A 12,637-nucleotide genomic window follows, 5' to 3' on the forward strand; every position below is an offset into this window, starting at 1 on the left:
CTGGCTCCTTTCGCCGAGATCAAGCCTCGGCGAAAAGCGCTCGCGCGTCCAAGACCTGCCGTGATAACCCTTGGTTATGGACGTGCACGGACGCGATCTGCGCTACTTCGTCGCGGTCGCCGAAGAGCTCCACTTCACGCGCGCGGCCGAGCGGCTCTACGTCTCGCAGCCCGCGCTCAGCAAGCAGATCCGCATGCTCGAACGCCAGCTCGGCGCCGCCCTGTTCGACCGCGACCGCCGCGACGTCCGGCTCACCGCCGCCGGTGAGGCCCTCCTGCCCCACGCCCGCCGAGTGCTCGCGGAGTGGGGCACGGCGGAAACCGCTCTGGAGCAGGCGAAAACGCAGCTCACCGTCGGCATGAGCACCAGCCCCGGCCGCGGCGGGATGCTGCCCGCCATCCGCTCGCGGTTCACCGCCGAGCACCCCCACGCGCGGCTCACGCTGCGCCAGATCGGCTGGCACGACTCGACCGCGGGCCTGGCCGACGGGTCCACCGACGTCGCGTTCGTGTGGCTCCCCGTGCCCGGCGCCGAGCGCTACCGCTGGGTCGTGGTCGCCGAAGAGCCGCGGCTCGTCGCGATGTCGGCCGGCCACCGCCTCGCCGCGCAGTCCACAGTGGACTTCCAAGACCTGCTCGACGAACCGTTCCTCGCCCTGCCCGCCGACGCCGGCCCGCTGCGCGACTACTGGCTCGCCCCGGAGGCCCGCGGCGGCCGCGCGCCCGTGATCGGCGCGGAGATCAGCAGCGCCGACGAGACCTACGAGGCCCTTGTGGACGGCCGCGGCGTGTGCCTCATCGCCGCCGGCAACGCGCCGCTGCTCACCCGCGGCGACGTCGTCGCCCTGCCGGTGCGCGGCGTCGCACCCAGCCGCCTCGCGCTGGCCTGGCGCAAGGACGACACCCGGGAGCTCGTGCAGGGTTACGCGCGCGCCGCCCAGCTCGCGACGCGAGCACCGTAAGACCCGCGAAAAGAAAGCGGACCACCGAAAATCGGTGGTCCGCAAAGGAGCGAAAGAACTCAGCCCTCGGAAGCGATCCGGGCCAGTCGCTGCGGGGTCGGCCAGCGCACGTCGTGCGCCCAGCCGAACTTCTCGAACATCCAGATCAGCCGCGCCGACATGTCGATCTGGCCGCGCTTCACACCGTGGCGCGCCGAGGTCGGGTCGGCGTGGTGCAGGTTGTGCCAGCTCTCGCCGAAGGAGAAGATCGCCAGCGGCCAGAAGTTGGCCGAGCGGTCACGCGCCGCGAAGGGGCGTTCGCCGATCATGTGGCAGATCGAGTTCACCGACCAGGTCACGTGGTGCAGCACGCAGATGCGCACGAGACCGGCCCAGAAGAACGCGGTGAGCGCGCCCCAGAACGACCAGGTGATCAGGCCGCCGAGCAGAGCGGGCAGCGTGAGCGAAAGCAGGGCCCACAGCCAGAACAGGTCGTCGACCTTGCGGATGGCCGAGTCCTTGACCAGGTCCGGCGCGAAGCGGCCCTGGTTGCTCTGGTCACGCTCGAACAGCCAGCCCATGTGCGCGTGCCAGAAGCCGCGCGCGATGGCCGCGGGCGAGGTGCCGAACATCCACGGCGAGTGCGGGTCGCCGTCGCGGTCGGAGAACGCGTGGTGGCGACGGTGGTCGGCCACCCAGGTGATCACGGGACCCTGCAGGGCGATGCTGCCGGCGATGGCCATCACCACACGCAGCCACGGCTTCGCCTTGAACGAGCCGTGTGTGAAGTACCGGTGGTAGGCGACGGTGATGCCCAGGCCGCTGACTCCGTAGAACACCACGAACAGCGCCACGTCGACCCACGTCAGCCCCCAGCCCCACGCGAAGGGCACGGCGACCAGCAGGGCCACCAACGGCGCGAGCACGCCGAAGTACACCGACAGCTGCACGCCGATGCCGCGCTGGCCTTCGGTGATCGGCTTGGGGCCCTTCGGGGCCGGTGGGTCTCCAGCGGGCTGGGAACGGTCGAGGGTGGCCGTCATACAGTTCACTTCTTCCTACGAGCCCCTGCGAAGGGTGACCTAACCTACGATGCCGTAAGTTACGGTACAGGAGGTTTCGAGCCCTGGGGAGGCCCGAAATGTCCGTTCCGCTCCGGTGCGGCACCACCAGTGAAGTACCCCGGGCGCGGGCGCTTCACCCTCCCGCCACCACTGTCGCCGATCATCGCTATCCTGACCAGGATCGATCCGCCGTAGTGTAATCGGCAGCACTTCAGATTTTGGTTCTGACAGTTCAGGTTCGAATCCTGGCGGCGGAGCAGACGAGTGACCAACCCGAGCCGAAGCGTGTAGGGGGTGTGGGGCGGCTGAGCGACGAAGCGATCGACCCCGGACCCGCCCGGCGTCCGACTCTCGTCGAGATGTCGGACGCGTGGCTGGTCGGCCGCGCGCGTGAGCTGATCGCCGCCGTGCAGCGGCAGGAGTTCGACAAGCAGCTCGAGATCGTCGAGATCATGGACGGGCTGCTCGAGGAAACCCTGCGCCGCGGCGAACCGACGCTGGTCGCGCAGCTGCTGCGCGCTTCGGCGTTCGCGAGGTTGGTCACCCGCGGCCTGGCGGCCGAAGCGGAGCCGCGGCTCGACGAGATGCTGGCCCACACCCGTCGCCACGGACTGTCGCTGCTGCGGGCCGACGCGCACGCGCTGCGCGGGCGCCGGCTCGTGCTGGCCGCGCAGGAAGACGCGGCGCTCACCGAGATCGCCCGCGCGCTCGCGATCCTCGACGACTCCACGATCCCCGACCGCCAGGTCGGCGTGCGCAACTGGAACCGCATGCAGTCGATGGCGCTCATCGACTGCTGGATCGTGCTCAACCAGCTCGGCGTGTACGAAGCCGCCGAAGAGGTCATCGGCCGCGCGCACCAGGCGATCCGAGAAAGCGCGAGCCCCCACGAGATCACGCTGCAGCTTATGAACCGCGTGAAGATGCTGCTGGGCTGGGGCCTGCGACTCGAACGCATCGAGCAGTACGACGAGGCGGCCGAGAAGTTCCGCACCGCCGCGTCGATGGCGGTGGCGGCCGAGGGCCCGTTCGCCGAATCGCTGTTCCCGCGCAAGGCCGGCGTCGCCGCGGTGGACCAGGTCGGCGTGCTCGCTTCGGCTCTCGCGCTGCACAACCCGGCCGCGGAGCACGTGGACCGGCTGCGGCGGATGCACGGGGGCCACCACTTCCCGCACGAGCAGGAAATCGTCGCCATCGCGCTGGCCCGCTGCCTCGACCGCGCCGGCCGCCGCGAGGAAGCCCTCGACGTGCTGCGCGAGACGCGCAAGGCGATGTCGGAGGACATCTCGCAGCCGTCGATGCGGCTCAACATCGCCCGCGAGCTCGCACGCCTGGACACCGCGCCGGATTACGCGTCGGGCGCCAGCAAGTCGTTGATCGACTACGCGACCACGCTCGAGTCGGAGATGTGGACGCTGCGCGAATCGCAGATCGCCACGCTCAACGCGCGGCGCGAACACGAACGGCTCTCGGCCGAACACGGTGCGATCACGCAGCAGGCGCTGCAGGACCCGCTCACCGGCCTGCCCAACCGCCGCGCGCTCGACGAACGCCTGCGCGCGCTCGCTTCCTCGGCCGACGCGCAGCCGCTCGCCGTCGGGCTCGTGGACCTCGACGGGTTCAAGGGTGTGAACGACAAGCAGTCGCACGCCGAGGGTGACAACGTGCTCCGCGTCGTCGCGAGCACGCTGCGTGACGCGTTGCGCGGCGACGACGTGGTGGCCCGCTACGGCGGCGACGAGTTCATCGTGCTGCTGCCCGGTGCGCCCGCGTCGGCCGCGAAGATGGCGTTGGGGCGCGCGGTGAAGTCCGTGGCCCAGCTGCCGCACCACCTTTCGCACGGCGTCACCCTGTCCATCGGGCTGGTGTCGCTGCGGCCGCAGGAGCGGGCCGAGCAGGTGCTCGCGCGCGCGGACGCGGCGATGTACGAAGCAAAGCGCGGTGGCGGCAACCAGGTCGCCTCCGCGAATTCCATGGCGGGCGACGCCGGCGCGAGCTGGCCCGCGGAGAGCATCCCGGCCGACCCCTCGTGGGGCGTCGAGGAGCCCACGTAGGATCGTTGCCCGTCGGAACGAGCCGGTAAATCGTTGTTGGGAGTCTCGTTGAGCGGCCCGCTGAGCACGCTGATCCTCGCCGCGGGTGAGGGCACCCGCATGCGTTCGTCCACCCCGAAGGTGCTGCACCCGATCGCCGGGCGCCCCTTGGTGGAACACGCCGTCCGCGCCGCGGCCGGTCTGAACCCGGAACACCTGGTGGTGGTGATCGGCCACGGCCGCGAAGCCGTGGGTGCCGAGCTGGCGCGCGTCGGCGAGGCGCTGGGCCGCGAGGTGACCACCGCGGTGCAGACCGAGCAGAAGGGCACCGGCCACGCCGTGTCGTGCGCGCTGCACGAGCTGCCCGCCGGCCTCACCGGCACCGTGCTCGTGAGCTACGGCGACGTGCCGCTGCTCGACACCGAGACCCTCGCCGCGCTGCTGGCCGAGCACACCGGCTCGGGCAACGCGGTCACCGTGCTCACCGCCGTGGTCGCCGAGCCCGCCGGCTACGGCCGCATCGTTCGCGACGACGCCGGTGTGGTGCAGTCGATCGTGGAGCACAAGGACGCGACGCCGGCGCAGCACGCGATCACCGAGATCAACTCGGGCGTCTACGCGTTCGACGCCGCCGTGCTGGCCGACGGTCTCTCGCGCCTGTCCACGGACAACGCGCAGGGCGAGCTGTACCTCACCGACGTGCTGGGCATCGCGCACCAGGACGGCAAGGGCGTCGGCGCGCTCGTGGTCGACGACCCGTGGGTGACCGAGGGCGTGAACGACCGCGTGCAGCTGGCGACGCTGGGCGCGGAGTACAACCGCCGGATCGTGCGCCACTGGCAGCGCGAGGGCGTGACCGTGGTCGACCCGAACACCACGTGGATCGGCGCGGACGTGACGCTGTCGCGCGATGTCACGCTGGAGCCGAACACACAGCTCAAGGGCACCACGTCGGTCGGCGAAGGTTCCCTGGTGGGCCCGGACACCACGCTCACGAACGTGGCGGTGGGCTCGGGTGCGTCCGTGGTGCGGGTGCACGCGGACGACTCGGAGCTGGGCGACGGCGTGAACGTCGGCCCGTTCACCTACCTGCGGCCCGGCACGAAGCTCGGCGCGAAGGGCAAACTCGGCGCGTTCGTCGAGACGAAAAACGCGCAGATCGGCACCGGCACCAAGGTGCCGCACCTCACCTACGTGGGCGACGCGACCGTGGGCGACTTCAGCAACATCGGCTGCTCCAGCGTCTTCGTGAACTACGACGGCGTGAACAAGCACCACACCGTGGTGGGCTCCTACGTGCGACTCGGCGCCGACAACACGCTGGTCGCGCCGGTGCGAATCGGTGACGGCGCTTACAGTGGAGCGGGTGCGGTGATCCGGGACGACGTGCCGCCTGGTGCACTTGCGCTCTCGGCGGGGCCCCAGCGCACCGTCGAGGGCTGGGCGGTCCGGCGCAGGCCGGGTACGCCTGCGGCGAAGGCGGCGGAAGCCGCGCTCGCCGCGAGTGAGGACACCGCCGTGTCCGTGTCGGAAGCAGGAAACGACGGGGAGTCGCCAGCATGAGTCCGAAGCAAGGTACGCCGAAGAAGAACCTGATGCTCTTCTCCGGCCGGGCGCACCAGGAGCTCGCGGAAGAGGTGGCCAAGCACCTCAACGTGACCATCACCCCGCAGACCGCGCACACGTTCGCCAACGGTGAGCTGTTCGTGCGGTTCGAGGAGTCGGTGCGCGGTACCGACGCGTTCGTGATCCAGGCGCACACCACGCCGATCAACGAGTACGTGATGGAGCAGCTGATCATGGTCGACGCGCTGAAGCGCGCTTCGGCCAAGCGGATCACCGTGGTCATGCCGTTCTACCCGTACGCGCGCCAGGACAAGAAGCACAAGGGCCGCGAGCCGATCTCGGCCCGGCTCATCGCCGACCTGTTCAAGACCGCGGGTGCCGACCGGATCATGACGGTCGACCTGCACACCGCGCAGATCCAGGGCTTCTTCGACGGCCCGGTCGACCACCTGATGGCGCAGTCGGTGCTCGCCGACCACATCAAGGCGACCTACGGCGACGCGGACATCACGGTCGTTTCGCCCGACTCGGGCCGCGTGCGGCTGGCGGAGAAGTGGGCGCAGCAGCTGGGCGACCGGCCCATCGCGTTCATCCACAAGACGCGCGACCCGGACAAGCCCAACCAGGCCGTGGCCAACCGCGTGGTCGGCAAGGTCGAGGGCAAGCTCTGCGTGCTGATCGACGACATGATCGACACCGGCGGCACGATCGTGAAGGCCACCGAGGCGCTGATCGACGAGGGCGCGGCCGACGTCGTCATCGCCACCACGCACGGGATCCTTTCCGACCCGGCGACCGAGCGCCTTTCGCAGTGCAAGGCGCGCGAGGTCATCGTCACGAACTCCCTGCCGATTCCGGACGAGAAGCGCTTCCCGGGGCTCACGGTGCTGTCGATCGCGCCGATGCTGGCCGAGGCGATTCAGCAGGTGTTCGAGGATGGTTCGGTCACGTCGTTGTTCGACGGGGCTGCCTGAGGTTTTTCGGGTTTCGCCGTCGGTGGATTTCGGTCCGCCGGCGGCGAAACTGTCTTCTGGGGTCGGTTCCTCTCGGCTAGCTTCGCCGGATGGGGAACTTCAAGTTCGGTGTCAGCCTGCGTTCGGTCACTTCGTCGTTCACCGACCAGTGCCGGCGCGCCGAAGAGCTCGGTTACGACGCGATCAGCGTGCCCGATCACCTCGGCGCCGGCCGCCCGGCGCCGTTCCCGGCCCTGGTCGCCGCGGCTTCGGTGACTTCACGGCCTCTGGTCGGCACGCTCGTGTCGAACCTGCCGTTCTACAACGTCGCTTTGTTCGCCCGCGACGTCGCGAGCACCCACGTCCTCACCGGCGGGCGCCTCGAACTCGGCCTGGGCTCCGGCCACATGAAGTCCGAGTTCGACGACGCCCGCCTGCCGTGGCTCAAGGCGCCCGACCGCATCGCCTACCTGCGCGACGGCCTGGCCGAACTGCGCTCACGGCTCGACTTCTCACCGCGCCTGCTGATCGCGGGCAACAGCGACGGGGTTCTCGCGCTGGCCGCGGCTTCGGCGGATGTCGTGGGGTTCGCCGGCCTTCGGCAGGCCCCGGGCAAGCCCCCCGGCACGTTCGTGCTGGATCCGGCCGCGGTGATGGACGAGCGCGTCACGTACTTCCGTTCGCTGGCCGGTGATCGGGAGGTCGAGTACAACCTGCTCGTGCAACGCGTTGTCGTGACCGATGACCGCCGGGCGGCTGCTGCGGAGTGGCAGTCGTTGACCGACCCGGAGCCGGGCGTGGACGAGCTGCTGGAGGCGCCGCAGCTGCTGCTCGGGACGGTGGACGAGATCACCGAGCAGCTGGTGCGGCGGCGGGAACGGTGGGGGTTCTCGTATATCACGGTGTTCGATTCGATGATGGAAGAGCTGGCGCCGGTGGTGGCTCAGCTGCGTGGCCGTTGACCACTGTTCTGTGACAGCCGGTCGACCAAGCCGTAGTCGACCGCCTCGGCCGCGGTGAAGCTGCGACGCTGCTCGGCGTCCGCGCGAACTCGCTCGACAGGTTGCCCGCTGCTCGCCGCCATCAACCCCACGACTTCGCTGGTCCACTTGTCGAGCAGGGCGAGCCGCAGCGGCGACGGATCCGGCTGGAGCTGCGGAAGGCTCATCGCGATCAGGGCGTGGGGGACGGCGGACCGTTTGCCGGGAGCGCCGCTCGACACGAGCAGCTGCGCCATGCCGGCGGCCAGGCCCATGGCGCAGGTGGCGATGTCCGGCTTCACGAGGTCCATCGTGTCGAGGATGGCCATGCCCGCGGTGACGGAGCCACCGGGCGAGTTGACGAAGAAGGTGATGTCGGCGGTCGCGTCTTGGTCCTCGAGCAGCAGCATCTGCGCGGTGATCGTGTTGGCGATGGCGTCGTCGATCTCGGTGCTCAGGACGATGATGCGCTTTTGCAGCAGCTGTTCGGTGTGGGCGCTGATGTCGATGCCGCGAGCCGGCTCTGGTTTGTCGTGGTCGGTGTCTCGAACGTCGGTGGGGTCCGAGATGTAGCGGGAGACGATGCCGCCGTCGGTGTCTTGGATGCCACTGGGGCCGTCGCTGGGGTCCTCGACGATCGCGGCCGCCCGCTCGGCGGCGGCTGCGGATTCGGCAGCCAGCTCGTCGCCCAGGGTTTGCTGCGCCCGCGCGGCTTCGGCGGAGGGGCGGAGCATCCCGCGCAGCCGCCGGGCCACGTCGTCGCGGCGCGTCACGGCCGGACCCCGCGCTGTCGGGTGACGTGCGATTCAGTCATGCGCGCGACGGTAGCCGGGTGTTTCGGGAGTGGTCCCGGACGACGCGTTACCGTTGTGCCGCAAGGGCTTCCGGGGTGACCCAGGTGAAGTCGTCCGGCGGGTGGCGGGCGGGGGCGAGCCGGCGGAGGTAGGGGTCGGCGAGGGCGAGGAGCCGGGTGTGGCCGCTGGGACCCAGGAGGGTCGCGCCGACCCCTCCCCAGCAACACTTTCTGCCGCCAACCGCACCGCCGCCACCGCGTCCCCGGCGATCAACGTCAGCACGCCGGCCGTCCCGAACGCCCGAAGGGAATGGCCTCCCGCACCGCTGACCAGCCACCAGCCGGGCCGCGCCGTGCCGTGCCGAAGAACCCCAACTAAGCCGGCTCCCCCTCCCCAGCAACACTTTCCGCCGCCGATCGCACCGCCGCCACCGCGTCCCCCGCGATCAACGTCAGCACCCGGCCCAGCAGGTCGTCCGGAACAGCCTCCTCGTCGATGCTCGATTCCACCGCCAGGCCGTTGCTCAGCGCCAGCAGGATCACCGCGAACTCCTCCGACGGCATCGGCAGGGAGAAGCCGAACCCCGCCGCGAGCCGGTCCAGCGCCGCGGCGATTGTCGAGCGGACGGCGCGGCGGCGGTCGCGCAGGGCGGTGCGGCGGTCGGGGTCGTGGTGGGCCAGGGCGAAGAACTCGGCGAGCAGGCGGTGCCACACGGCGTCGGTGCGCATTTCGTGCATGAGGACGGAGGCGACGTCGGCCAGGCCGGCCGTGCCGGTGTCCGCGGAGGCGAAGCCGGCGAGGCTGGCTTCGAGGCGGTGGGCGGCGTGCTCTTCCATGAGCGCTAGGACGAGGTCGTCTTTCGAGGCGAAGTTGGAGTACACCGCGCCCTTGGTGAGGCCGGCCGCGGCGGCGACCTCGGTGAGCTTCGTGGCCGCGATGCCCTGGTCGCCGAAGACCCGGAAGGCCGCGTCGAGGATGCGGCGGCGGGTTTCGGCGCGCGTCGGCCGAGTGCGGCCCGGTGCGGACATGCGGGTGAAACCTCCTGATCACGGGGTTGACTTTTCCGAAGGCAACTCAATACCTTCAGGTATCCAATACCGGGAGGTATTCGATGTCAACCGCGCAGCGGTACCTCGACCACGGCGTCTGGCGTGAGCGCACGTTCGACGAGTTCGCCACCGCCGTCGACCAAGTGGCGACCAGGCTCCGGAACCACGCCGGGCCCGGCGACAAAGTGGCGCTGCTGGCGCCGACGAGTCCCGAGTGGACGATCTGCGACCTCGCCATCACCCGCGTTGGCGCGATCTGCGTGCCGATCTACCCCACGAGCACACCGCGGCAGATCAGCTGGATCCTCGAAGACTCCGGTGCGGTCGTGGCGTTCGCGGACCGACCGGCGAGGATCACCACGCTCCGCGTCCTCGGCACCGAAATCCCCGATATCACCCCGAATCCCGGCGAACAGCCCCAGCCGCACCCCGACGACCCGGCCACCATCGTCTACACCTCCGGCACCACCGGCGAGCCCAAGGGCTGCGTGCTGACGCACCGCAACATCACCTCGATCGTCGCCGCACTCAAGCAGCTGACCGACGCCGGGCCGGGCGACGTGCTGTTCGCCTACCTCCCGCTCGCCCACCTGCTCACCCGCATGCTGCAGTACTTCTGCCTCGAAACCGGCGCCACCATCGCGTACTCGAGCGGCGACATCCGCACCGTCCTCGCCGAGCTGGCCGAGGCCGCCCCCACCTACCTGCCCTCGGCGCCGGCGATGTTCGAGAAGATCCACGCCGCCGTGCGCGGGTTGGCGGACAATAAAACCCTGGTCCGCCAGGCCTTCGGCGGTCGCCTGAAACAAGCGCTCACCGGGTCGGCCCCGATCGCGCCGGAGATCCTCGAGTTCTTCTTCGCCGCCGGCGTCCCGATCCACGAGGCCTACGGCCTGACCGAGTCCACCGCCGTCCTCACCGCCAACACGCCGGCCGCCAACCGCTTCGGCACCGTGGGCCAGGCCGTGCCCGGCGTCGAACTCAAGATCGCCGAAGACGGTGAAGTGCTCGCACGCTCCGAAGGCGTCTTCGCCGGCTACCACAACAACCCCGCCGCCACCGAAGAGACCATTGTGGACGGTTGGCTGCACACCGGCGACCTCGGCGCACTCGACGCCGACGGCTTCCTCACCCTCACCGGCCGCAAGAATGACCTCGTGATCACCTCGGCCGGCAAGAACCTCTCGCCCGCCGCGATCGAGACCGACCTGCGCCGCACGCGCTGGGTCGCCGGCGCCGTGCTGCTCGGCGACCGGCGGCCGTACGCGGTGGCGCTGCTGAGCGTCGACCCGGACGATCTGCCCACGCTCGCCGCGGAAACCGGCATCAACCCGGACGTTCCGGGCTGGCACACCGACGAGCGACTGCGCTCGGTCATCGCCCGTGACGTGGAGTCGGTGAACGCGCGCTATTCTCCGCCCGAGCGAATCCGGGAGTTCGCGATCGTGCCCGAGCCGTTCTCGGTCGAATCCGGTGAGCTGACCCCGACCCTCAAGATCCGCAGGGACGTCGTCGCCCGGCGCCACGCCGCGCTGGTCGACACGCTCTACCCCACCCCCTGAACCACCGGCAACGCCGCCGGTGACCGTGAGGAAGGACCCTTCTCCATGAGGAAACTGCGGACCAAAGCGGCCGTGCTGGCCGCTGTGGCGCTCGTGGCGGCCGCGTTCACCGCCGCCCCCGCACAGGCGGCGCCGTCCGGCGGCAACAACGACCCGTCGTGCCGGCCCAGCACGGCCCACCCCCGGCCTGTGGTCTTCCTCCACGGCCTCGGCGCCACCTACTACGAAGACCTCAACTTCATGCAGGCGGCCGTCGCGGCCAAGGGCTACTGCACGTTCAGCCAGACCTACGGCGCCTACCCGGGCTTCCCGGTCGTCGGCGGCCTGCGCCCGATCGCCGACTCCGCAGCCGAGATCAAGCAGTTCATCGGCACCGTGCTCGCCGAGACCGGCGCGTCGCAAGTGGACATCGTCGGCCACTCCGAGGGCGGCTTCCAGTCCCTCTACGTGACCAAGACCCAGGGCCTCGCCGGCAAGATCGGCTCGGTCGTGTCCATCGCGCCGCCCACCCACGGCACCACGTTCGCCGGCCTCACCAAGCTCGCTTACCTGCTCGGTCAGGGCGAGCGCGACGCCGTCGGCAAGGCCCTGCAGACGCTCGGCTGCCCGGCCTGCGACGACCTGATCACCGACGGCGCCGCGGTCAAGACCCTCACCAACGGTCCCATCGCGCAGCCCGGCGTGAAGTACACGGTGATCACCTCGCGCTACGACGAGCTCGTGACACCGACGGACACATCCTTCGTGCGCGAAGCGGGCGTGCGCAACGAGTACGTGCAGGACACCTGTCCGTTCGACCCGGTGGGCCACATCGGCGAGGCCTACGACCTGAACGTGTGGAACCTGGTCACCAACGCGCTCGACCCGGCACACGCCACGAAGTTCTTCTGCACCGTCGGCTCCCCGGGCTGACCTCTCCCCTCGGTCGACGTGTAGGGAAGGGCGCCTTAAGGGATTTCCTCAAGGCGCCCTTCACCGACCACCGCGAGAACCTCAGTACGCGACCGTGAACCGCGCCCGGCTGTGCCGCGGCTCCTCGATTTCGTCCACGAACGCGATCGCCAGATCGTCCCCGCTGATCCGCGAATTCCCCTCCTCGTCCGCCAGCAACACATCGCCGCCCAGCCGGAACGACCCCGTGCGCTCCCCGGCGTTCCACGCGCCGAACTCCGCGGCCGGGCTCACGTAGAACCAGTCGACGTCGGCCGGCAGCTCGCGCAGCGCGTCGAGGACGTCGGCGTGCGAGGTCGCCTCGAGCTTGTACGTGTCCGGGAAGTCGGGCGTATCCAGCAGCCGCGGGCCGCCCTCGGCCACGAGCAGCGACGCCGCCCCGCCCACGAACGACAGCCGCGCACCGTTCGCGCGGGCCGCCTCGGTGAGCGCCGGCAGCGCGTCGAGCAGCCGCCGGTCCTGCTCGTCGGCGCGGCTCGGAGTCGCGACCACAACCACGTCGGCGCCCTTCACCACGTCGGCGATGAAGCCCTCGTCGTGCAGCGACCCCGTGCGGGCCTCGACCTCGGCGGGCAGGCCCTCGGCCTTGCGCGCCACGCCGACGACCGCGTGCCCGCGCCGCAGCGCCTCGGCCGTGATCCGGCCACCGGCGTACCCCGTCGCGCCGAACACCACCAGCTTGCTCATGTCCCCACTCCTCCTGATTGAGCTCTCAACCAAGCCGAGGGTAGAGACGGGAGATCCA

Annotated in this window: 11 protein-coding genes and 1 tRNA gene; 8 read left to right on the top strand and 4 right to left on the bottom strand. The window is 70.2% G+C overall.

Translation table 11 applies throughout. From position 1 onward, the window contains the following. Positions 1–76: 76 nt before the first annotated feature. Positions 77–961: a LysR family transcriptional regulator gene (locus VSH64_RS30910; RefSeq protein WP_326566272.1), complete on the top strand. Its 885-nt coding sequence runs from the start codon at positions 77–79 to the stop codon at positions 959–961. A gap of 59 nt (positions 962–1,020) precedes the next feature. Here VSH64_RS30910 and VSH64_RS30915 read toward each other — a convergent pair whose 3' ends face one another. Further along, complete coding sequence (locus tag VSH64_RS30915; RefSeq protein WP_326566273.1) at positions 1,021–1,983, bottom strand: acyl-CoA desaturase; 963 nt, start codon at positions 1,981–1,983, stop codon at positions 1,021–1,023. Between the two features lie 206 nt (positions 1,984–2,189). Between VSH64_RS30915 and VSH64_RS30920 the strand changes: the two genes are divergently transcribed. From VSH64_RS30920 to VSH64_RS30940, 5 genes are all read left to right on the top strand, one after another. Then, positions 2,190–2,261: transfer RNA gene (locus tag VSH64_RS30920), tRNA-Gln, on the top strand. A 102-nt stretch (positions 2,262–2,363) separates the two neighbouring features. Continuing rightward, positions 2,364–4,058, top strand: coding sequence for a GGDEF domain-containing protein (locus tag VSH64_RS30925; RefSeq protein WP_326566274.1), 1,695 nt, complete (start codon positions 2,364–2,366; stop codon positions 4,056–4,058). Between the two features lie 48 nt (positions 4,059–4,106). Then, a complete protein-coding gene (gene glmU, locus VSH64_RS30930; RefSeq protein ID WP_326566275.1) occupies positions 4,107–5,600 on the top strand; it encodes a bifunctional UDP-N-acetylglucosamine diphosphorylase/glucosamine-1-phosphate N-acetyltransferase GlmU in 1,494 nt (497 codons plus the stop codon). Then, the gene (locus VSH64_RS30935) at positions 5,597–6,577 is read left to right on the top strand and encodes a ribose-phosphate diphosphokinase (RefSeq protein ID WP_326566276.1); all 981 of its coding nucleotides are present in this window, start codon (positions 5,597–5,599) and stop codon (positions 6,575–6,577) included. Before glmU ends, VSH64_RS30935 begins: the two co-directional genes overlap by 4 nt. An 89-nt stretch (positions 6,578–6,666) precedes the next feature. Further along, positions 6,667–7,518, top strand: coding sequence for a TIGR03621 family F420-dependent LLM class oxidoreductase (locus VSH64_RS30940; protein WP_326566277.1), 852 nt, complete (start codon positions 6,667–6,669; stop codon positions 7,516–7,518). Here VSH64_RS30940 and VSH64_RS30945 read toward each other — a convergent pair. Next, the gene (locus VSH64_RS30945) at positions 7,500–8,309 is read right to left on the bottom strand and encodes an ATP-dependent Clp protease proteolytic subunit (RefSeq protein ID WP_326566278.1); all 810 of its coding nucleotides are present in this window, start codon (positions 8,307–8,309) and stop codon (positions 7,500–7,502) included. The two genes, VSH64_RS30940 and VSH64_RS30945, sit on opposite strands and share 19 nt — an antisense overlap. Before the next feature lie 395 nt (positions 8,310–8,704). Further along, complete coding sequence (locus VSH64_RS30950; RefSeq protein WP_326566279.1) at positions 8,705–9,358, bottom strand: TetR/AcrR family transcriptional regulator; 654 nt, start codon at positions 9,356–9,358, stop codon at positions 8,705–8,707. A gap of 83 nt (positions 9,359–9,441) precedes the next feature. Here VSH64_RS30950 and VSH64_RS30955 point away from each other — a divergent pair, with 83 nt between their 5' ends. Both VSH64_RS30955 and VSH64_RS30960 read left to right on the top strand, forming a co-directional pair. Next, positions 9,442–10,941, top strand: coding sequence for an AMP-dependent synthetase/ligase (locus VSH64_RS30955; RefSeq protein WP_326566280.1), 1,500 nt, complete (start codon positions 9,442–9,444; stop codon positions 10,939–10,941). 45 nt (positions 10,942–10,986) lie between these two features. Beyond that, positions 10,987–11,853, top strand: a complete 867-nt coding sequence (locus VSH64_RS30960) for an esterase/lipase family protein (RefSeq protein ID WP_326566282.1) — start codon at positions 10,987–10,989, stop codon at positions 11,851–11,853. Positions 11,854–11,934: 81 nt separating this feature from the next. On the opposite strand, the gene VSH64_RS30965 is transcribed toward VSH64_RS30960, so the two are convergent. Further along, positions 11,935–12,579, bottom strand: a complete 645-nt coding sequence (locus VSH64_RS30965) for an NAD(P)-dependent oxidoreductase (protein WP_326566283.1) — start codon at positions 12,577–12,579, stop codon at positions 11,935–11,937. Positions 12,580–12,637 lie beyond the last annotated feature (58 nt).

The sequence above is a fragment of the Amycolatopsis rhabdoformis genome (assembly GCF_035918295.1).
Lineage (GTDB): Bacteria > Actinomycetota > Actinomycetes > Mycobacteriales > Pseudonocardiaceae > Amycolatopsis > Amycolatopsis rhabdoformis.